The organism is Methylovirgula sp., assembly GCF_037200945.1.
GTDB lineage: Bacteria > Pseudomonadota > Alphaproteobacteria > Rhizobiales > Beijerinckiaceae > Methylovirgula.
The window spans coordinates 953,823-973,075 of the sequence record NZ_JBBCGP010000001.1 but is presented as its reverse complement, the minus strand read 5'-3'; the positions used below and the strand labels follow the sequence as shown (position 1 = coordinate 973,075).

Annotated in this window: 21 protein-coding genes and 1 tRNA gene; 5 read left to right on the top strand and 17 right to left on the bottom strand. The window is 61.1% G+C overall.

The window, feature by feature from the left end; all coding sequences use genetic code 11:
* Positions 1 to 133 precede the first annotated feature (133 nt).
* From WDN02_RS04585 to WDN02_RS04545, 9 genes are all read right to left on the bottom strand, one after another.
* A complete protein-coding gene (locus tag WDN02_RS04585) occupies positions 134 to 601 on the bottom strand; it encodes a helix-turn-helix transcriptional regulator (protein ID WP_337292379.1) in 468 nt (155 codons plus the stop codon).
* Between the two features lie 235 nt (positions 602 to 836).
* Entirely contained in the window at positions 837 to 2,465 is a 1,629-nt protein-coding gene (lnt, locus tag WDN02_RS04580) for an apolipoprotein N-acyltransferase (protein ID WP_337292378.1), read from the bottom strand.
* A gap of 53 nt (positions 2,466 to 2,518) precedes the next feature.
* A complete protein-coding gene (locus WDN02_RS04575; protein ID WP_337292377.1) occupies positions 2,519 to 3,526 on the bottom strand; it encodes a hemolysin family protein in 1,008 nt (335 codons plus the stop codon).
* Complete coding sequence (gene ybeY / locus WDN02_RS04570; RefSeq protein WP_337292376.1) at positions 3,523 to 4,014, bottom strand: rRNA maturation RNase YbeY; 492 nt, start codon at positions 4,012 to 4,014, stop codon at positions 3,523 to 3,525. Before ybeY ends, WDN02_RS04575 begins: the two co-directional genes overlap by 4 nt.
* The gene (locus tag WDN02_RS04565; RefSeq protein ID WP_337294863.1) at positions 4,011 to 5,048 is read right to left on the bottom strand and encodes a PhoH family protein; all 1,038 of its coding nucleotides are present in this window, start codon (positions 5,046 to 5,048) and stop codon (positions 4,011 to 4,013) included. The genes ybeY and WDN02_RS04565 overlap by 4 nt, the downstream gene beginning before the upstream one ends.
* A gap of 17 nt (positions 5,049 to 5,065) precedes the next feature.
* The gene (gene miaB, locus WDN02_RS04560; protein ID WP_337292375.1) at positions 5,066 to 6,487 is read right to left on the bottom strand and encodes a tRNA (N6-isopentenyl adenosine(37)-C2)-methylthiotransferase MiaB; all 1,422 of its coding nucleotides are present in this window, start codon (positions 6,485 to 6,487) and stop codon (positions 5,066 to 5,068) included.
* A gap of 160 nt (positions 6,488 to 6,647) precedes the next feature.
* Complete coding sequence (locus tag WDN02_RS04555) at positions 6,648 to 7,145, bottom strand: GNAT family N-acetyltransferase (protein ID WP_337292374.1); 498 nt, start codon at positions 7,143 to 7,145, stop codon at positions 6,648 to 6,650.
* A complete protein-coding gene (tsaB, locus tag WDN02_RS04550; RefSeq protein WP_337292373.1) occupies positions 7,145 to 7,834 on the bottom strand; it encodes a tRNA (adenosine(37)-N6)-threonylcarbamoyltransferase complex dimerization subunit type 1 TsaB in 690 nt (229 codons plus the stop codon). The genes WDN02_RS04555 and tsaB overlap by 1 nt, the downstream gene beginning before the upstream one ends.
* Positions 7,835 to 7,881: 47 nt before the next feature.
* Positions 7,882 to 8,445, bottom strand: coding sequence for a NifU family protein (locus WDN02_RS04545; RefSeq protein ID WP_337292372.1), 564 nt, complete (start codon positions 8,443 to 8,445; stop codon positions 7,882 to 7,884).
* A 244-nt stretch (positions 8,446 to 8,689) separates the two neighbouring features.
* Here WDN02_RS04545 and WDN02_RS04540 point away from each other — a divergent pair, with 244 nt between their 5' ends.
* Positions 8,690 to 9,370, top strand: a complete 681-nt coding sequence (locus WDN02_RS04540; protein WP_337292371.1) for a class I SAM-dependent methyltransferase — start codon at positions 8,690 to 8,692, stop codon at positions 9,368 to 9,370.
* Positions 9,371 to 9,458: 88 nt separating this feature from the next.
* On the opposite strand, the gene WDN02_RS04535 is transcribed toward WDN02_RS04540, so the two are convergent.
* From WDN02_RS04535 to tsaD, 8 genes are all read right to left on the bottom strand, one after another.
* Positions 9,459 to 9,535, bottom strand: a tRNA-Ile gene (locus WDN02_RS04535).
* A 61-nt stretch (positions 9,536 to 9,596) separates the two neighbouring features.
* Positions 9,597 to 10,091: a hypothetical protein gene (locus tag WDN02_RS04530; RefSeq protein WP_337292370.1), complete on the bottom strand. Its 495-nt coding sequence runs from the start codon at positions 10,089 to 10,091 to the stop codon at positions 9,597 to 9,599.
* An 11-nt stretch (positions 10,092 to 10,102) separates the two neighbouring features.
* Entirely contained in the window at positions 10,103 to 11,131 is a 1,029-nt protein-coding gene (locus WDN02_RS04525; protein ID WP_337292369.1) for a peptidoglycan -binding protein, read from the bottom strand.
* Entirely contained in the window at positions 11,131 to 12,108 is a 978-nt protein-coding gene (locus WDN02_RS04520) for a flagellar motor protein MotA (RefSeq protein WP_337292368.1), read from the bottom strand. Before WDN02_RS04520 ends, WDN02_RS04525 begins: the two co-directional genes overlap by 1 nt.
* A gap of 99 nt (positions 12,109 to 12,207) precedes the next feature.
* The gene (locus tag WDN02_RS04515; protein WP_337292367.1) at positions 12,208 to 12,999 is read right to left on the bottom strand and encodes an inositol monophosphatase family protein; all 792 of its coding nucleotides are present in this window, start codon (positions 12,997 to 12,999) and stop codon (positions 12,208 to 12,210) included.
* 64 nt (positions 13,000 to 13,063) lie between these two features.
* Positions 13,064 to 13,477: an EVE domain-containing protein gene (locus tag WDN02_RS04510; RefSeq protein WP_337292366.1), complete on the bottom strand. Its 414-nt coding sequence runs from the start codon at positions 13,475 to 13,477 to the stop codon at positions 13,064 to 13,066.
* A gap of 3 nt (positions 13,478 to 13,480) precedes the next feature.
* Positions 13,481 to 14,500 carry an NAD(P)H-dependent glycerol-3-phosphate dehydrogenase gene (locus tag WDN02_RS04505; protein WP_337292365.1) on the bottom strand — a complete coding sequence of 340 codons (1,020 nt, stop codon included), beginning with the start codon at positions 14,498 to 14,500 and terminating at the stop codon, positions 13,481 to 13,483.
* A complete protein-coding gene (tsaD, locus tag WDN02_RS04500) occupies positions 14,501 to 15,559 on the bottom strand; it encodes a tRNA (adenosine(37)-N6)-threonylcarbamoyltransferase complex transferase subunit TsaD (protein WP_337292364.1) in 1,059 nt (352 codons plus the stop codon). It lies immediately after the preceding gene.
* Between the two features lie 159 nt (positions 15,560 to 15,718).
* On the opposite strand from tsaD, the gene hemC reads away from it, so the two are divergent.
* The 4 genes from hemC (at position 15,719) to WDN02_RS04480 (ending at position 19,197) form a co-directional block, all read left to right on the top strand.
* Positions 15,719 to 16,672 carry a hydroxymethylbilane synthase gene (gene hemC, locus WDN02_RS04495; protein WP_337292363.1) on the top strand — a complete coding sequence of 318 codons (954 nt, stop codon included), beginning with the start codon at positions 15,719 to 15,721 and terminating at the stop codon, positions 16,670 to 16,672.
* Positions 16,673 to 16,687: 15 nt separating this feature from the next.
* On the top strand, positions 16,688 to 17,410 hold the full coding sequence (locus tag WDN02_RS04490) for a uroporphyrinogen-III synthase (RefSeq protein ID WP_337292362.1): 723 nt from the start codon (positions 16,688 to 16,690) through the stop codon (positions 17,408 to 17,410).
* A 132-nt stretch (positions 17,411 to 17,542) separates the two neighbouring features.
* Entirely contained in the window at positions 17,543 to 18,355 is an 813-nt protein-coding gene (locus tag WDN02_RS04485; RefSeq protein ID WP_337292361.1) for an ABC transporter ATP-binding protein, read from the top strand.
* Entirely contained in the window at positions 18,352 to 19,197 is an 846-nt protein-coding gene (locus WDN02_RS04480) for an ABC transporter permease (RefSeq protein ID WP_337292360.1), read from the top strand. The genes WDN02_RS04485 and WDN02_RS04480 overlap by 4 nt, the downstream gene beginning before the upstream one ends.
* The last annotated feature ends 56 nt before the right edge of the window (positions 19,198 to 19,253 follow it).

The window sequence follows — 19,253 nt, the reverse complement described above, 5'->3', positions numbered from 1 at the left end:
GGGTGAAATCCTCTCGGCCACAGTGGGAGACACAGGCCAAGCGATTAGATCAACTTTCAGCCAATCCGTTCGTTAGGTCAAGCTTTTCGGCAGGAAGCGTTCGTTATAACGAATGGTACCCTGGCCATCTAGCCTAAGGCTTCGTCTCTTCTTCCACTTTTTTACCCGCAAGCGGTGCGGGTGGGTCATCACCCGCGAGGCTCGTAACGAGATCGATGATCCGTTTGCGCACTTTTGGATCTTGAATACGCGCGAAAGCCTTGTTGAGATGCAGGCCCTCTGCCGAGGCGATGAAGTCGATCACGAAAGTCGAGTTTGAAGGCTCGGCGACAGCGAATTGCGTGGCGCCGTTTTCCCCTGTCTGTTCGTCTGGCAGAGGCGCGCCGTCAAAAAAGAACGACGGCGGGACATTCAGCGTACGCGAAATCTGTTGCAGACGGCTGGCACCAATACGGTTCGTGCCTTTTTCGTATTTCTGGACTTGCTGAAACGTTAATCCCAACGCTTCGCCAAGTTTTTCCTGGCTCATTCCGAGAAGGACACGGCGCATACGAACCCGGCTGCCGACATGACGATCAATCGGATTCGGAGCCTTCTTCACAAGTCACCTTTTCCTTTTACTTCTGCGGGGTACGGGTTCGGCGCGCATCGTAAATAATGTTGATATTGCCGAAATGGCCATGACGAAGCCGGTGTATGCGGGCTGGTTTCTCGTGATGGTGGAGCCGCGACAGAAACGCGATGTCAGTCTCGCGATCTATCGCGAGCTTATTGTATCGTTTCGTTCTCGCCCCCACGGCAGATTTTCTCATATAAAACCGCGTTGTCCACGGTTGTCAAACAATCGATCGTACGAGAAGCGACGCAAACAAACTTAAAGCCCACGCCAGAATTCCTGCAAGAAACGGAGCCTTTGCAAATGGCGGCGATGCAATTTTAGCGGGTAATTTACCATCAATAACACCCTCGGTTTGCACGCCGAGGTGTTGCAGCACACGACCGTAGGGATCGATGATCGCCGAGATACCGGTATTGGCATCGCGTAGCATCGGCAAGCCTTGCTCGATCGTCAAAAGCCGCGCTTGCGCCATATGCTGATAGGGCCCTGCGGTATTGCCGAACCATGCATCGTTGGTGACATTGATGATGAAGCCGGGCTCGGTGCCAGGTGGCAAGCCCAACGGCAAAGCTTCTTCGGGGAAGATCGCTTCATAGCAGATGAGCGCCATCACGGGCGGCAGGCCTGGCAGGTTCATCAGCCGATGCGCGGCGCCCGGCGCGAAACCGCCCGGGATATGAACGAAGTGATGTAAGCCCAGATGCCGGAACGCGGATTCATACGGCAGATATTCGCCGAACGGCACCAGATGCACTTTATCGTAAGTGTCGAGAATGATGCCGCCGTGGGCGATCGCCAGCATGGAATTGAAATAAGCCGGATATTCCTTGTCGGCGCGACTGACGATGCCGATGCGAGCCGCGCCTGTGACGAGCGTTGCATTTGGCGGCAATGCATTGCCAATCGTCGCGAGTGCTTGCGGGTCTTCCGTCAGGATGAAAGGAAAGGCGGACTCGGGCCAGATCAACAGGCTGACATCTGCAAGCCCAGTATGTTCTGGGCTCGTCGCGCGATCGGATAGTGCGAGATAATGCGCAACGATCTCATCCTTATGCGCTGCGGTGAAGTTTTCGTCCTCTGCGACATTGGGCTGTATCAGGCGAACTTTTACACCTGGCAGATCGCGCGGCATCGGTGACGCGAGACGCACAGCGCCGAAAACGCAGAGGCCGAGAAATGCGCCGATGGCGACAACAAGGCCGGCCGGAAGGCGTCGCCCTCCTCTCCACGGTGCATCCGCCAAAAGCGCCGGCGCCGCAAAGATCGCCACCGTGAGAACGTTCAGCGCTGGCAATCCGCCGATGGATGCGAATTGCGCCAGTAGGAGATGGTCGCCAAGCGCCATCCCATAATCGTTCCACGGAAAGCCTGTGAGAACATGCTCACGCAGCCATTCGCTGAAGCCGAGTGCGGCCGCAAGCATGAGAATGCGGCTCGGTCCCGCCGACCAGCCAAGACGCGCAAGTGCAAATCCCAATGCCGGGAAAAGTGCGAGAAACGCGGGCAGCCCGAAAATACCGAGCGGCATCGCCCAGACGAAATCTTGCGGCTCGACTAGAAAAGCCGCGCCGAGCCACCAGAAGCCGGCGACGAAATAGCCAAAGCCCCACCACCAGCCGGCGGTGAACGCATTGCGCACGGCGGCGGAACGCAGCTTTGCGCCGGGCGCCTGCTTTGCTTCCGCCGCGCCGTCGATCAGCCAGACGGCGATCGTCATCGGCACAATCATCGCCACCAGAAAATCAGCCGGGGCGAGCGCCAACGCGCCGCAAGCTCCACCAAGGAATCCAATGAATCGGCGTCGCCAGCCGCCGGCAAGGATGACAAATTCGGCGGCTGAAAACATGTGTCTCGCGGAGCTGAAAATCGACGGAAGGCGGATGGACGAATCGATGCAATCTACCGGCTTTTTGCCGCTTCGCTAAGACCGCCTTGCGGTGCCTCCGCCTCATTCGCAGGGTTGCGAGATTCGGGCAGAGCCGGTTGCTCGGACGTAATCCGTCGAATCTTGATGCGCTTCACACGGCGCGGATCAGCATCGAGAACTTCAAACTGAAAACCATCGGCGGTGAGCGTCTCGCCGCGTAATGGCACATGCCCCGCGAGGCTCGAAACCAGGCCGCCCAAAGTATCGACATCTTCGGCATCGACGAGGTCGGAGAGATCGCGGTCGAGTGCCTGCGAGACATCATCGAGGCTCGCACGTGCATCGGCGATGAATGTACCGTCGGAGCCGCCTTCTATCTTTGGCGTTTCGTCATCATCGTGCTCATCTTCGATATCGCCGACGATCATTTCGACGACATCCTCGATCGACGCAAGACCATCGGTGCCGCCATATTCGTCGATGACGAGCGCCATATGCGTGCGTGTCGCCTGCATTTTGACGAGAAGATCGAGCGCCGGCATGGACGGCGGCGCAAACAGGACCGGCCGCAAGATACCGGATTCCGCGAGCGTCATTTCGGCAAAGCCGCGCTGGCCCGGCTGCGGCGCATTCAGCGTGAAACCGTCGGTTACCTTGGCGATAAAATCGACGAGGTCGCGGATATGGACCATGCCGCGCGGATCGTCGAGATTTTCGGCGTAAACAGGCAGACGCGAGTGTCCGGCCGTCCGAAATGTTTCGAGCACTTCCGCGAGGCTCGCATCGATCGCCACGGCGATGATGTCGGCGCGCGGGATCATGATGTCGGCGACGCGGACCTCGTGCAGCGAAAGCACGTTGGCGAGCATTTCGCGCTCGAGCGCCGAGAAGCCGGAGGCCTCGGTTATTTCTTCGATCGCCTCCTGCACATCTTCGCGCAGCGAGCCGCCGCCGAGGCCGAGCAAGGCGCGCAGCCGGCCGAGCAAGCCCTGCTTACCGGTCTTTTCGTGGCTACTGTCCGGGTCTCCGTTGATGCTCATTCGACGCCCGCAACGCGGATGGCATACGGATCATCAATGCCAAGCGCGGAAAGGATTTCGCGTTCAAGCGATTCCATCGCCAATGCTTCTGCTTCCTCTTCATGATCATAGCCGACGAGATGCAAGAAGCCGTGGACGATGAGATGCGTGACATGCGCCTGAAAGGTTTTTAGCTCGGCGCCCGCCTCGCGCTCGCATGTCTCGTAGGCGATGACGATATCGCCAAGCGATTGCCGTGTTTCGACCGATCCCGGCGCCGGAAACGAGAGCACGTTCGTTGGCTGATCCTTGCCGCGCCATTGCGCATTCAATTCGCGAATCGCTTCGTCGTCGGTCAGCAGGATGCTAATTTCGACATCGGGGTTGAGTTTGATGCCTGACTTCAGGATCGCCTCGCCGATCGCCGCCGCCGCCCAGCCAGGAGTGTCGGGCGCGTTCGCCCAGAGCGCGCCTTCGACGGCGAAGTCGATGACCGGTTGCGTGCTCATCGCCGCGGCTTTCCTTCGAGCATCGGCGGGGCGCGCCGCACTTCATAAGCGGTGACAATGCGGCGAACGAGATCGTGACGCACCACGTCGCTGTCGACGAAGTGGACATGGCCGACGCCCTCAAGCCCCGACAGCAGGCCGACCGCTTCGCCGAGGCCTGAGACTTGTCCAGGTGGCAGATCGATTTGCGTCGGATCGCCGGTGACGATCATTCGCGAACCCTCGCCAAGCCGGGTCAGGAACATTTTCATCTGTACGGAGGTCGTGTTCTGCGCCTCGTCGAGCAGCACGCAGGCATTCGACAGCGTGCGCCCACGCATGAAGGCGAGAGGCGCAACTTCGATCATGCCGGTCTGCATGCCGCGCTCGACCATGCGCGGGTCCATGAAGTCATTGAGCGCATCGAAGATCGGCCGCAGATAAGGATCGACCTTCTCGCGCATATCGCCGGGGAGAAACCCGAGCCGTTCGCCGGCCTCGACCGCGGGCCGCGACAGGATCAGCCGTTCGACGATCCCCTGTTCGAGCAGCGAAACGGCATAGCCCACCGCGAGCCAGGTCTTGCCTGTCCCAGCCGGACCTTCGGCAAAGCAGAGTTCCTGGCGCTTCAGGCTGCGGATATAGAGATCCTGCGCCGCGTTGCGGGCGCGCACGATGCCGCGCCGGCGCGTGCTGATCTGTTCGAAATGCGTGCGTGGAATATCCGCATTGGGAAACAGCGAGCCTTGCAGCGCGCGTTCCTCGATGGCGCCATCCACATCGCCCGGGCCGACGGCCTGGCCGAGCTTGACGCGGTCGTAAAGGGTTTCGAGAACCTGCCGCGCCTGCTCGCAAGCTTCCGGCGGCCCCTTGATTGTCACCTGATTGCCGAGCGCATTGGCGACGACGCCGAGTTTGCGTTCGACCTTGGCGAGGTTTTGATCATAAAGGCCAAACAGAACCGAGGCGTGTTTGTTGTCGTCGAAGGCGAGGGTCACTTGTGCCGGCGGTTCGGGTGCCAGAGGCACGGGCGAAGAGTCGCTGCGCAGCGACATCGAACGGTCAGATGGTCTCAAAGCCTCTCTGCCTCCCTAGGTATCAAGCGCCCAAATAACGAATTCGGTCCCACGCCGGTGATTTCGACAGGCGCGACCCGGCCGATCATCGTATCGGACGCATCGACCTGGACCGGCTGCAAGTAAGGCGAGCGGCCCGCAATCTGACCTGCATGTCGTCCGGTCTTCTCGAACAGGACAGCAAGAGTTCTGCCAACAAGGCTTTGGTTGAACGCACGCCGCTGCGTCTCGACCAGATCCTGCAGCTCGATGAGCCGCGCGGCCTTCACGTCTTCCGGAACTTGCGCATCCATGTCGGCGCCGGGCGTGCCGAGACGCGGCGAATATTTGAAGAAGAACGTGCTGGCAAAGCCGATCTCGCGAATGAGATCGAGCGTCGCGGCAAAATCTGCGTCGCTTTCGCCGGGAAAGCCGACGATGAAATCCGACGACAATGCAATATCCGGACGCGCTACGCGCAGCCGCCGCACGATCTCACGATAAGATTCGCGATTGTGCTTGCGGTTCATCGCAGTGAGGATCGTGTCCGAGCCTGATTGTACCGGCAGATGCAAAAACGGCATCAAGGCTGGCAGATCGCGATGCGCGGCGATGAGATCATCATCCATGTCGTTCGGATGGCTTGTCGTATAGCGCAGCCGCGCGATGCCCGGTACTTCTGCAAGCCGGGCGCAAAGCTTCGCGAGCGACCATGTGCGTCCGTCCGGACCTTCGCCGTGATAGGCGTTAACGTTCTGGCCGAGCAGCGTGATCTCGCGCACGCCGGCGTCAGCTAAATCCTCGATTTCGGCGACGATCTTCTCGACCGGGCGGGAAACTTCGGTGCCGCGCGTGTAAGGCACGACGCAGAAGGTACAGAACTTGTCGCAGCCTTCCTGCACCGTGACGAACGCGGTGACGCCGCGCGCCTGCGTGATGCGGCGGGGTGCCTTCACCAGGAAATCGAATTTGTCTTCGACCGGGAACTCCGTGTCGATTACCGGCGCAGTTTCGGCGCGACGTAGCAGATCGGGCAGGCGATGATAGTTCTGCGGCCCGACGACGAGATCGACGGCCTTCTGCCGGCGTAGGATTTCGCTGCCTTCGGCCTGGGCGACGCAGCCGGCGACGACAATCTGCGTCGCGAGACCGTCGGCGCGACGCGCGAGTTTGACTTCGCGCACTTTGCCAAGTTCGGAAAAAGTCTTTTCCGAAGCCCGTTCGCGGATGTGACAGGTGTTCAGAATGACGAGGTCCGCGTCGTCCAAGCTTTGGGTTTCGTCGAAGCCCGCAGGCGCCAGCAAATCGCTCATCTTCTGCGCATCGTAAGCATTCATCTGACAGCCATATGACTTGATGAACAGCTTGCGGCGCGGCGCTGTGCTTTGCGGCGTTTCGGCCGCGGTCGCATCGGCAGGCAAATCGAGAATTTCGGTCATGGTCCTCGCTGGCAACCGCCTTTCGCGGCGCCGATTGCTCCTTTTAGCCTGAATCCGGCTTGCCCGCCACGGCAGTAGCCTCAAATCCTGCTGGGAATTAAGGCTTTATTGCTTCGCATCGGTGGTCCGAAAACCGCTTCACACTTTTCGGGCCGATGCTCTAGCCAAGATCCCTGCGTAAAACCAAAGCAGTGGCCCGGCTGCCATCGGCGGCGCGGTAATAGGCTTTGCGTTCGCCGACCTGGCGAAACCCAAAACTTTCGTAAAGCCGGATGGCGGCTTTATTGCCGGCTTCGACCTCTAAAAACAAGGATTTAACGCGTAACGCCGCCAGCGTCGGCAAATGCACCGCCAGAAGTGCCGCGCCGAGGCCTTTGCCGCGGGCCTTGGGCGTCACGGCAATGGTCAAAATCTCTGCCTGATCCGCCGCCTGCCGGGACAGGACGAACCCCGACGGCTCGCGGTTCGGCCGCCAAAAACTGGATGGGAAACTCACCGCATGGGCGATGACGTCGCGACCGGCAAGCAGGCTTTCGAATTCCTCGGCGCTCCAGGGATGCGGAAAGGACTGCGCGTGGATGTGGGCGCAGAGCTTGCCGAATCGGGGGCCGAGGCGGCGAACCGCCGGCGTGGCGGCATGGCCAAACCAGGGGCGCATCAGGCAGGCATGAGCGGCAGGTGGCCCTGATCCTGAGGTTTGGCGTCTGGCGGCTTCAGATAAAGCGGTTTGGGCGGCGCCCCACGCGGATCGGCGAGGAGCCCAAGCCGGGCGACATAGCTGATGTCGGGCGCGCCGGTTTCGCCGACGACTTCCGCCGCGAGCCGTGTCGCCCAGGCTTCGATGGCCAGCATCGGCGCGCCGGAGCCTGCCATGCGAACCGGTCCGGTGCCGAGGAGCCGCACGGCCTCGCGTACACTCGCGACCCGCGGCGCCACCAGCGCCCGCCCGTCAGGTCCGAATACGGCGAAATAGACGCTGCCATGTTTTGCGTCGATGGCCGGGACGATGAGGCCCGGCTCGCCCGCGAGAATCAGTGGCGCCGCCAGAGCCGCGAGGGTCGAAACCCCGACGACGGGCACGCGGCAGGCGATGCCGATCGCCCGCGCAGCGGCGATGCCGACGCGCAGGCCGGTGAAGGAGCCGGGGCCAACCGTGACGCCGACACGGTCAAGTGCATTGAAGCCACCCGAGTCCGATACCACGCGATCGAGCAGCGGCATCAAAGCCTCGGCCTGGCCGCGTTGCATCACGATCGTCTCGAACACGAAATTATCGACGGCGCTGTCGTCGTAAACGCAGGCAGAAACGGCATCGAGCGCCGTATCGATCGCGAGGATGCGTGTCATTCGGCCGCGTTCAATCTCCAAAGTCTCGCATCGGATTGATCCGACGTCTAGACCGCCTCAACCATTTGTACCGACGGGACGTAATGGCGCAACAGATTCTCGATGCCGTGGCGCAGCGTCGCTGTCGAAGATGGGCAGCCCGAGCATGAGCCCTTCATCGCCAGATAGACCGTGCCGTCGCGGAAACCGCGGAATTTGATGTCGCCGCCGTCACCCGCAACCGAAGGGCGCACGCGCGTCTCGATCAATTCCTTGATCGTTTCGACCGTCTCGGAATCCTCAGTGGCGAAGAATTCATCCGGCTCGTCATCCGGATCACCGGAAACGCCTTCGGCGAGCAGCGGCGCGCCGGAGGTGAAATGCTCCATGACGACGCCGAGGATCGCCGGCTTGAGCTGCGGCCACTCGCTCGCGTTCTTGGTGACGGTGATGAAGTCGCTGCCGAAATAGACGCCGGCGACGCCGGGAATTTCGAACAGGGCTTCGGCCAGCGGCGATTGCGCCGCGCCAGACGCGTCCGGGATGTCGAGCGTGCCGTCGGGCATCACGGCACGGCCGGGCAGGAATTTCAATGTCGCCGGATTCGGCGTGAGTTCGGTTTCGATAAACATGCTTTTTTGCTCCCAATGTCCGGTTCAAGGCCGGACGTGGCATCAACACCTTATATGGGCGAGGAATTTTGCTTGGGCAAGCCGTGAATTGGGAGGCCAGAACCCTGCAATATTACCGAGCTCCTGCTTCCTTTGGAAACGGCCTATAGGCTTTCGCCAAGCTTGATTACGATTGCCTGCCGATCTGGAGAATCATTTAGAATCAAAGTACAGCGGGAATGAAACCTGGCCGACGGAATAGAAGATGAGCGGAAGGATCTTTCTCCATTTCAATCCACCGGAGCAGGCCGTTCTGCCACCGTCCGGATTCAGGGGGCCTCCAGAGTCCGAGGTCACCCGGCGGGCTGAAATCCTGAAATTGATCCCGAAAGCCTCCATCGGCGCGGAGCTGGGCGTCTTTTGCGGTAATTTGTCTGCCGCTCTCATTGCACAAGCCCGCCCGACGCGACTCCATCTGATCGATCCTTGGTGGAAGGCCAATGGTGATTTTTACGCGGACTGGGGGACTTATACTGATTTCGGCAGGCTCGGGACCGCGCAGGCTTATGCACTAACAATCGACAATCTCGTGCGCGGTCTCGGCGAAGGCGATGTGCATATTCACAACGAATTCTCAACCGACTGGCTGAATTCGATTCCGGATAATTACCTCGATTGGGCTTATATCGACAGCAGTCATGCATTCGAACAGACGTTACAGGAACTCTATCTGCTGGAAAGAAAGGTGAAGAAAACCGGGATTGTTTTCGGCGATGACTTCTATCCCAACGAAAATCACCAGCACCATGGCGTCTATCAAGCCGTCCAGAAATTCACCCGGGAAGCAGCTTATGATCTCGTCTACGCGGACGCCAATATGCAATGGGCTATAAAGCCCGCTCCACACAACGCGCCGTACGGGACGTCGCGTTTGACGACGATTTGAGTCACGCAACCTGATTTTTGCAAGAGAGATCGCAAAAAAGATCTGCAAATTGCGTAAGCGATCCCTAGGGCCGATTGGCGGAAGAAAATGGTGGGCCGGGCAGGACTTGAACCTGCAACCAGACCGTTATGAGCGGCCGGCTCTAACCAATTGAGCTACCGGCCCGGCAGCATAAGGCAAGGCTGCGGGCATTACACCGAACCGGGCGGCACGCGCAAGCAAGCGCTCAACGAAGGATTTCGATCAACAGAACCCAGGCGATCATCACGCCGGAAATAAGACTCAAAATGGCACCGGCGGCGATCCAGTAAAGCCCGCTTGCCTGGCCGATCAGCAGGAGGATGCCGGCGATCAAGATCGCAAGGCCCGGCGCCCCGTTCATGATTGCGCGAATGATGGTCCGCCGCGGCGGCATTGGCTCGATCTTCCATGAGCGGACCTGGATGAACAGCGGCACGAGCAGCATGGTGAGAGCGATCAGGAAAGTTTCGAGGCCGAAGACAAATATCGGCTGATGCGGGATCAGCGCCGCGCTGGTGAGGACGAGGACGCTGCTGAGCAGGATCAATGCGGAGCCAGCCAATCCCGGCAGTGTTTTGAAGGCAAGAATGCGCTCGAGATTGATTGAGATCGCAACGGCAACAAGGCCGGTGAGGGCCGCCGACGCGCCGACCTCCGCGACGAAAAAATTGCTCCAATCGGCCGTCTGAATTTCGTTCACGCGCGCCGTCTTTATTTTTCCGTCAGCTTCAATTCGATGCGGCGGTTCTTGGCGTAGGCGTCATCGCTGTCGCCCGGATCGATCGGCTGGAATTCGCCGAAGCCCGCGGCGACGAGCCGATCGGCCGGCACGCCCTTGCTGACGAGATATTCCACGACGGCGATGGCGCGTGATGCCGACAGATCCCAGTTCGAATGGAATTCGGTCGATTGGATTGGCCGTCTGTCGGTGTGCCCGTCGACGCGCAAAACCCACGGAATTTCAGGCGGGATTTCCTTATTCAGCTCGACGACGGCGTCGGCAAGCTTGTCGAGATCGGTCCTGCCTTCGGGATTGAGCTCGGCTTTGCCGGAGTCGAACAGGACTTCCGATTGGAAGACGAAACGATCTCCGACGGTGCGGATATCCGGCCGATCGCCAAGAATTTGACGTAAGCGCCCGAAGAAGTCGGAGCGATAGCGCGCGAGCTCCTGCACCTTCTGGGCGAGCGCGATGTTGAGCCGCGAGCCGAGGTCGGCGATCTTCGCCTGCGATTCCTTATCGCGAGATTCCGAGGCCGCGAGCGCATCCTCGATCGCCGCGAGTTGGCGGCGCAACGCGCCAATCTGTTGATTGAGAATTTCGACTTGCGCTAAGGCCTGGGCCGAGACGTCCTTTTCGGCCTTCAGAGCCTGTTCGGCGGCGGTGACACGCGCATCGGCGCTGCCATTCCCGGCGCTGGCCGCAGCGATCTCGCCTTGCAGCGCGGCGCTTTTCTTCCGTTCGCTGTCCAGGGTCGCGCTCAGCACATTGATCTGGTTGTCGGCGTCGGACTTGTTCATCTGCGACAAGGCAAGTTGCGCCGTCAGTTCGGCGATCTGCTTGTTGAGCTTGGTCAGCACCGTATCCTTGCCCGAGACTTCGCGAGCGAGAAAAAACTGCGCCAGCATGAAGACGGACAGCAGGAAGGTGATGACGAGCAGCATCGTCGTCAGGGCATCGACGAAGCCGGGCCAATAATCGACCGGCCGCTGCGGGCGCCGGGCGCGCGCCAGCGGCATCAGCCGTGCTCCGCTTCGCGGGCGATCTGTTTGAGAACCTTCTTCATCTCTTCGTTCTGCGTCGCTTGCGCCTCGACCCAATCACGAATCATCTGCTGCTCGTTGCGCATGTGCTGCACAAGGCTTTGGATGCCGTCGGCAAGATTGGCCATGGCGATCGATGTGGCGCGGACATGAGTCTGGTCTGCCGTCGCGGCGATCTTCTCGATCGCGCTTCGCAGGTCGCGCGGCACACTGCCGTCGCCGGACGCCGGTTCGATCGGCAGATCGACCGCGGTCTTGGCCGTCAAATTATCTTCGAGCTCGTTATAGAAGCGGTTTTGCGCCTGCCCGGCCTGCAGGTCGAGAAAGCCCAGCACGAGCGAGCCGGCGAGGCCGAAGAGCGACGAGGTGAACGAAATGCTCATGCCCGAAAGCGGCCGGGCGAGGTTGCTCTTGAGATTGTCGAACATCACAGCGGCATCGCCGTTCGACTGCATGGAATTGAGAATGTCGCCGATCGAGCCAACTGTGGTTAAGAGGCCCCAGAACGTGCCGAGCAGGCCGAGGAAGATCAGCAGGCCGGTGAGATACCGCGACGTGTCGCGCGCCTCGTCGAGCCGTGTGCCGATCGAATCGAGCACGGCGCGCAAGGTCAGCGTCGGCAGCGCCACTTCGCTCACCGGGCGGCCGCCAATGAGCATCGCGATCGGCCCCAGCAGAATCGGCTGGCGCACCTCGTTTTCGAGCCCGCGCGGCAGCGCATTCACCCAGCGCACCTCGCGGAACAGCCGGATGACCTGCCGCAACGCCAGCACGATACCGATGAAGAGGACGAAGAAGATCAGGCTATTGAGGCCCGGATTGCGCGAAAAGGCGAGGGCGATCTGTTTGTAGAGGATCAACGCGGCAAAGCCGACGAGGATCAGAAAGACCACCATGCGAACGAGATAGATGCGCGGGGACGATAATTTATAAGGGTCAATCTCGACCGCCATTGACTGCGCTCCGCCTTCGCTTCCCCGCCAAATCTTGGCCCGTGTTTACCACAGATCGCGCACGAGCGGGATGGCCAAAAAATGGCCGGGCCTGCGCCGTTATTTGGCGGCGCGGATCAGCGTCAGCAATTGCGAATGGATCGCCTCGTTTCCGGCGCAGATCGAGCCCGTCGTCAGCATGTCCGGATTGCCGTCGGCATCGGTGACATAGCCGCCGGCTTCCTTGATGATCAAAATGCCGGCTGCAATGTCCCAGGGTTGCAGTTCGCGCTCCCAGAACCCGTCGTAAGAGCCTTGCGCGACATAACAGAGGTCGATCGCTGCGGCGCCGAGGCGGCGCAGATTGGAGGCCCGCGCCATGACGGCGGCAAATTCGGCGCGGAAGCCGACGTGGCCTTTCTTGCCCGGATGCGGCACGCCGCAACCGATCAAGGCATCGCCGAAATTGCGTCGCGCCGCGACGCGCAGGCGGCGATTGTTGTGATAGGCGCCCTGGCCTTTTTCGGCGATATACATGTCCTCGGTCGCAGGATTGTAGACGAGGCCAGCGACGATCTGGCCTTCACGCGCCAGACCAATCGAGATCGCGAAGATCGGCAGGCCGTGCAGAAAATTCGTCGTGCCGTCGAGCGGGTCGATATACCAGGTGTGCGACTTGTCGGTGCCTTCGACGATGCCGGATTCTTCGAGCACGAAACCATAGCCCGGCCGTGCCTTGGAGAGTTCCTCGAACAGGGTTTTCTCGGATTTCCGGTCTGCCGCGGTGACGAAATCGCCTGGGCCTTTCACCGAGACTTGCAGATTTTCGACTTCGCCGAAATCGCGCTTCAGCCCGCGCCCCGCCTTCAATGCGGCGGCGGTCATGACATTCATCAGGGCGGAACGGATCATTATTTACTCTGCAGCGGGTGTGGGATGAGACAGCATCTGCCCGTTCGCAGCCTTGGACGTCAAGCTAAACCCCACCCATCTTGCAGATGAGTTTCCATTCGGCGTCCGTCACCGGCTGCACGGAAAGCCGCGAATTGTTGACCAGCACCATGTCTTTCAGATGCGGCTCGGCCTTGATCGCCTCTAACGTCACCGGATGTTTCAGCGGCTTGTCGGCACGGACATCGACCATGCCGAACTTTCCGCTCTCGTCGCTCGGATCGGGATAATAGGGCTTGATGATCGTTACGATGCCGACGATCTCCTTGCCTTCGTTCGAATGATAGAAGAAGGCGTGCTCGCCGACCTTCATCGCCATCAGATGCAGCTTGGCGCTGTGGTTGCGCACGCCATTCCAGAACGTGCCTTTGGCGCCAGCTTCAACCTGTTGCTGCCAGGACCAGCTTGTCGGTTCGCTCTTCAACAGCCAATGCGCCATCTGTCACCTTTCGTCTGAACGCGCGCCGATGAATTCCGCCTTGCGCGGGCGTGCCAGCAGCGCCTCGATCGCTGCATCGATGCTGATGCGCTCGGCAAGCACCGCATCGACGGCTTCGCAAATCGGCATGTCGATATTCTTTTGATGTGCGAGATCGACCAGCACGCCGCTGGTGAAGACGCCTTCCGTCAGCTTGCCGTCGCTGGTTGCCGTCGCGACATCGGCGCCGCGTCCAAGCGCAAGGCCGAGCGCGAAATTGCGTGATTGGCCCGAGCTGCACGTAAGTACCAAGTCGCCGAGGCCGGAGAGGCCGGCAAGCGTCGCGATATCGGCGCCGAAGGCCCGGCCGAAGCGCGAAAGTTCGGCGAAGCCGCGTGCGATCAACGCCGCACCCGCACTGGCGCCGAGGCCGCGACCTGCGGCGATGCCGCTTGCGATGGCGAGGACGTTTTTCGCCGCACCGCCGATTTCGACGCCACGAATATCGCGTGAATGATAAAGCCGGAACCACGGCGCCGCGAGCGTCGCGGCAAGCGCCTCGGCGGTGGCGTCATCGGCTGCGGCAAGCGTCACCGCCGTCGGCAAGGTTTTCGCGACATCTTCGGCGAAGCTTGGCCCGGAGAGCACGGCCTGCGGATGCGCTGGCAGGACTTCCGCCATTACGTCGCTGAGAAACAGGCCGGTCGCGCGTTCGATTCCCTTCGCGCAGACGATCAACGGAACGCCCGGCGCGACGATCTCGATCAGCGCATTTGCCGTCTCGCGAACCGCCTGCGCCGGAACGGCGAGAAGAATCACGTCGGCATTCGCGACATCTTCAAGCGACGCCGTCGGCACGATATTGAACGCGAGCGGCACCCCCGGCAGGCGCCGCGCATTGACGCCGGTCGCGGCCATTTCAGCAACATGGGTCGCATCATGCGCCCAAAGGTGAACCTTGGCCGCATTGCGGGCAGCGAGATTGGCGAGCGCCGTGCCCCAGGCGCCTGCGCCCAGCACGGCGATATGCGTCCGTTCCGGCATTCAGGCCTTGCCGTGATGGAGAGTTTCGGCGTCGCTATCGAGCGGCCAGCGCGGCCGCGCGGCGAAGGTCATGTCGTCGCTGAGCCCGAGCCGCAGGCGTTCGATTCCCGCCCACGCGATCATCGCGCCATTGTCGGTGCAAAGCGCGACCGGCGGCACGATGAGCCGCAGGCCGCTCTCGCCGCAAAAGCGCATCAGCGCGCGGCGGATCGCCGAATTGGCAGCGACGCCTCCGGCGACGACCATCGCCTGACACGGCCCGACGCGCTCGCCGAAGACGCGGATGCCGGCGCGCAGCCGGTCCACCAGCGTATCGACCACGGCGGCCTGGAACGAGGCGCAGAGATCGGCGACGGCGGCAGGATTGAGCGGCGCGATTTTCTCGGCTTCGAGCCGCACGGCGGTTTTCAGTCCCGAGAAAGAAAAATCGGGTTTCGGTCGACCGAGCATCGGGCGCGGGAAGTCGAAACGCGTCGGGTCGCCTTTCAGAGCTTCGCGCTCCACCTGCGGGCCGCCGGGATAGGGCAGGCCGAGCATTTTCGCGACCTTGTCGAAAGCTTCGCCGACAGCGTCGTCAACCGTCGCGCCGAGCCGCAGATAATCGCCGACGCCACGCACCGCGACGAGCTGGGTGTGGCCGCCCGAGACGAGCAGCAGCAGATAGGGAAAATCCAGACCGCCGGCGAGCCGCGCGGTGAGCGCGTGGGCTTCGAGATGGTTGACGGCGACGAAGGGTTTGCGCGCGGCCAACGCCAATGCTTTTCCCGTCGTGAGCCCGATGATCACGCCACCGATGAGGCCGGGGCCGGCGGCGGCAGCAATTCCGTCGAGGTCGGCAAGCTCGAGCTTGGCATCTTCAAGTGCCCGCACAATCAACCGGTCGAGCACTTCGATATGGGCGCGCGCCGCGATCTCCGGAACGACGCCGCCATAGGCCTGATGTTCGGCGATCTGGCTGAACACCTCGTTCGAGAGGATTTCGCCGCCGCCCTCCGGTCTAAGGGCGACGACGGCGGCTGCCGTCTCGTCGCAGGTGGTTTCGATCCCGAGAAAACGCATGAATGATCTCAATAGCTTGGAGAAACAGCCGATGCCACCGCCTCGCCGCAAAGGGATAGTATCGATCTCGTCCAACCTAAAGCCCTCAGGCTGGTTTAGGGCTGGCTTTTGGTGCAAAAGACACCCCGTCCTTCACATCTACCCCAAAATACGAGGAAATTGACAATTCCCGATTCTCTTGCGGCAGGCGCCCCCCCGGCGCGACTGAGAATAGGTACGCGCGGCAGTCCTCTGGCGCTGACGCAGGCCAACCAGGTCAAGCAAAGCCTCGCGGCGGCGCTGGGCGCCCAGGCGCCTCTGATGGAAATCATCGTCATCCGCACGACCGGCGATCAGATTCAGGATCGCGCGCTCGGCGAATCGGGCGGCAAAGGGCTCTTCACCAAAGAGCTGGATAGCGCGCTTATGCATGGCGACATCGACATCGCCGTCCATTCCGCCAAAGATTTGCCGACCTATTTGCCGCAAGGCATCGACATTGCCGGCTATCTGCCCCGCGAAGATGCGCGCGATGCCTGGATTTCCAACAAGGCGAAGGACCCACGTGCGTTGCCGTCGGGCAGCGTCGTCGGCACGGCGTCGTTGCGGCGGAGCGCGATGCTTCTACGGCTGCGGTCCGATCTCGCGATTACGCTTTTGCGCGGCAATGTCGAAACGCGGCTTGCCAAGATCGAGCGCGGAGAGATCGACGCGACGATCCTGGCGCTTGCAGGGCTGAAGCGTCTGAACCTGACCGACAAGGCGACGGCATTGCTCGACACGCATGATTTCGTTCCTGCCGTCGGGCAGGGCGCAATCGCCATTACGGCTCGCAGCGGCGATGCGACGGTCGCGGCCGCCCTCAAACCGATTCTCGATGCAGAGACGGCCGTTGCGCTTGCCTGCGAACGCGCGTTGCTTCAGGTTCTCGACGGCTCCTGCCGCACGCCAATCGGCGGTCACGCCTGGCTCGAAAACGACGTGCTGCATCTGCGCGCGATCATCTTGCGGCCGGATGGCTCACAGCATTTCGCGACGCAGGTTCAAGGCTCGCTCGCTGATCCGCAGCATCTTGGCGAGAGCGCAGCTCGCGAGCTTCTCGCACAAGCACCGCCCGGCTTTTTGGCTCTATGACGGGACTGGCGACCCATGCAAGTTCTCATCACCCGGCCTGCTGAGCAAGCTCATGAGACAGCCGCTGTGCTGTCCGTCCTTGGGCACGAGGCATTGTTGTCGCCGGTCGTTGAAGTCGTCCCAACGGATAATCTGTGGCCGCGCGGAACGATCGATCTTGTCGTGGCGACGAGCGCCCGCGCTTTTGAGGCTTTGCTGGCGCAGCCGGATTTCCCGACGGCCGAAGCGCGCCGGCTGATACCGCTCTATCTCGTCGGCGAGAAGACGTGTGAGGCCGCGCGTCTCACGGGCTTTGCGGGTCCTGCTGTGATGGCCGACACGGCGAAGGACCTGGCGCCGAAGCTCATCGCGCAATTGCGTTCATACACGCGGGCGCTCTATCTCGCCGGGCGCGAGCGCAAGCCGAAGCTTGAAAGAATGTGCGTCGATGCAGGTTTCACACTCGACGTTCTCGAAACCTACGCGGCAGCCGCCGCCTCACGCCTGAGCGATGCGGCGCTTGCGGCCCTGGACGAGGGCACGGTCAGCGCAGTTTTGCATTATTCTCAACGCAGCACGGCTATTTTTCTGGAATTGCTCGAAGCCGAGGGTTTCGATCCTGCCGCCCTGCACCACATTGCGATTTCCGAGGACGCGGCAATTCCGTTGCGCGAACTCAATCTGCCGCATATCGACGTGGCGGCGCAGCCGGACGAGGATTCAATGCTCGCTCTACTGCCCGCCGGCGAGCGCGACTGAACAAATATCTTACAAGCCCGCTGGTATGTGGGATGACGTATCGGTGATAGATGTTTCCCAATATCGCGTGATAAAAGCCGCGCGGAATTACCATTTATTCCCGGTCGTCAGTGCATAATACGAATGGTAAGAATGTCAGTTCAGAGGGAAGAAGCGTTGCAGAACGAGGCCGGAGTGCTGACGCAGACGTCTGCGAGCCCTCCCGCGCTCGAAGTCCAGAACGTCACGCATTTTTACGGCAAACGCAAAGCTCTCGACGATGTGTCGTTCAATGTTGCGCCGGGCACGTTCACGGTGCTCCTCGGATTGAACGGCGCCGGCAAGAGCACGCTCTTTTCGCTGATCACCCGGCTTTACGTCACGCGCACCGGCACGATCAAAATCTTCGGCTATGACGTCGACCGCCAAAGCGGTGAAGCTTTGCGCCGGCTCGGCGTCGTATTCCAGGCGCGCACGCTCGATCTCGAACTGAGTGTTACGCAAAATCTGATCTACCACGCCGCGCTGCATGGCATCGGCCCATTCGAAGCCAAGCGCCGCATGGCCGAAGTCCTGACGCGCGCCGGGCTTTCCGATCGCGCCAAGGAAAAAGTGCGCAATCTTTCCGGCGGCTTGATCCGCCGCGTCGAAATCGCGCGTGCCTTTCTGCATCAGCCGCAATTGCTGCTGCTCGACGAGCCGACGGTCGGTCTCGACATCAAGGCCCGGGCCGACATCATCTCGCAGGTCCGCAGTCTCATCAATGTCGAGGGCGTCGGCGTTTTGTGGACCACGCACCTGATCGACGAAATCGCGCTGACCGATTCCGTCGTCGTGCTGCATCAAGGCAAAGTGCTCGATCAAGGCATCGCAAGCGACATTATCGCGCGCACCTGCAGCACGGATATGCGCAGCGCCTTCGTCAAGATCACGGGTGCCGACATCAGCCAGGGAGTTGCGCCGTGACAAGTGTGACGACGCAGCCGCGGCGCGGTTTCACGTTCGCACAATATCTGATCTGCATGGGCGGCATCATCTGGCGTGAAGCGTTGCGCTTCGTTCATCAACGCGGGCGCTTTGTCTCAGCGCTGGTGCGGCCGCTTGTCTGGCTCTTCATTTTCGCCGCCGGTTTTCGTTCGGTGCTCGGCGTCTCGATCATTCCGCCATACCAGACCTATATTCTCTACGACGTCTATATCACGCCTGGTTTGATGGCGATGATCCAGCTCTTCAACGGCATGCAATCGTCGCTGTCGATGGTCTACGATCGCGAGACTGGCAACATGCGCACGCTGCTCGTGAGCCCGTTGCCGCGCTGGTATCTCTTGACCTCGAAACTGCTCGCAGGCACGGCGGTCTCGATCCTTCAGGTCTATGCGTATCTGCTCATCGCCTATTTCTGGGGGATCGAGCCGGATTCGCTCTGGGGCTATGTGGCGGTGCTGCCGGCGCTGCTGCTCTCCGGCCTGATGCTCGGTGCGCTCGGCATGGCGCTTTCGTCGATGGTGCGCCAACTCGAGAACTTCGCCGGCGTGATGAATTTCGTCATCTTCCCGATGTTCTTCGCCTCGAGCGCGCTCTATCCGATCTGGAAGGTGCAGGAAGGCTCGCCCTGGCTCGCGACGGTCTGCCAGTTCAACCCGTTTACCTACGCGGTCGAGCTGATCCGCTTCGCGTTTTATCTGCAAGTCGATTGGTTGTCGCTCGGCGTCGTCGCCGGCTGTCTGGTGGTCTTCCTGGGCGCGGCGATCCTGGCTTACGATCCCTCGCGCGGGATGCTCATCCGCCGCGGCGGAGCTGCCGAATGAGCGCGGCCCCAAAACAAAAACGCTCCGGCAAGGACCGGAGCGTTTGGCATCTTGTG

What these genes read in the sequence shown, in the direction of transcription:
- lnt (WP_337292378.1), bottom strand. Translation starts at nt 2,465, where the DNA reads ATGTTTTCAGCCGCCGAATTTGTCATCCTTGCCGGCGGCTGGCGACGC.
- WDN02_RS04575 (WP_337292377.1), bottom strand. Translation starts at nt 3,526, where the DNA reads ATGAGCATCAACGGAGACCCGGACAGTAGCCACGAAAAGACCGGTAAG.
- ybeY (WP_337292376.1), bottom strand. Translation starts at nt 4,014, where the DNA reads ATGAGCACGCAACCGGTCATCGACTTCGCCGTCGAAGGCGCGCTCTGG.
- WDN02_RS04565 (WP_337294863.1), bottom strand. Translation starts at nt 5,048, where the DNA reads ATGTCGCTGCGCAGCGACTCTTCGCCCGTGCCTCTGGCACCCGAACCG.
- miaB (WP_337292375.1), bottom strand. Translation starts at nt 6,487, where the DNA reads ATGACCGAAATTCTCGATTTGCCTGCCGATGCGACCGCGGCCGAAACG.
- WDN02_RS04555 (WP_337292374.1), bottom strand. Translation starts at nt 7,145, where the DNA reads ATGCGCCCCTGGTTTGGCCATGCCGCCACGCCGGCGGTTCGCCGCCTC.
- tsaB (WP_337292373.1), bottom strand. Translation starts at nt 7,834, where the DNA reads ATGACACGCATCCTCGCGATCGATACGGCGCTCGATGCCGTTTCTGCC.
- WDN02_RS04545 (WP_337292372.1), bottom strand. Translation starts at nt 8,445, where the DNA reads ATGTTTATCGAAACCGAACTCACGCCGAATCCGGCGACATTGAAATTC.
- WDN02_RS04540 (WP_337292371.1), top strand. Translation starts at nt 8,690, where the DNA reads ATGAGCGGAAGGATCTTTCTCCATTTCAATCCACCGGAGCAGGCCGTT.
- WDN02_RS04525 (WP_337292369.1), bottom strand. Translation starts at nt 11,131, where the DNA reads ATGCCGCTGGCGCGCGCCCGGCGCCCGCAGCGGCCGGTCGATTATTGG.
- WDN02_RS04520 (WP_337292368.1), bottom strand. Translation starts at nt 12,108, where the DNA reads ATGGCGGTCGAGATTGACCCTTATAAATTATCGTCCCCGCGCATCTAT.
- WDN02_RS04515 (WP_337292367.1), bottom strand. Translation starts at nt 12,999, where the DNA reads ATGATCCGTTCCGCCCTGATGAATGTCATGACCGCCGCCGCATTGAAG.
- WDN02_RS04510 (WP_337292366.1), bottom strand. Translation starts at nt 13,477, where the DNA reads ATGGCGCATTGGCTGTTGAAGAGCGAACCGACAAGCTGGTCCTGGCAG.
- WDN02_RS04505 (WP_337292365.1), bottom strand. Translation starts at nt 14,500, where the DNA reads ATGCCGGAACGGACGCATATCGCCGTGCTGGGCGCAGGCGCCTGGGGC.
- tsaD (WP_337292364.1), bottom strand. Translation starts at nt 15,559, where the DNA reads ATGCGTTTTCTCGGGATCGAAACCACCTGCGACGAGACGGCAGCCGCC.
- WDN02_RS04490 (WP_337292362.1), top strand. Translation starts at nt 16,688, where the DNA reads ATGCAAGTTCTCATCACCCGGCCTGCTGAGCAAGCTCATGAGACAGCC.
- WDN02_RS04485 (WP_337292361.1), top strand. Translation starts at nt 17,543, where the DNA reads ATGTCAGTTCAGAGGGAAGAAGCGTTGCAGAACGAGGCCGGAGTGCTG.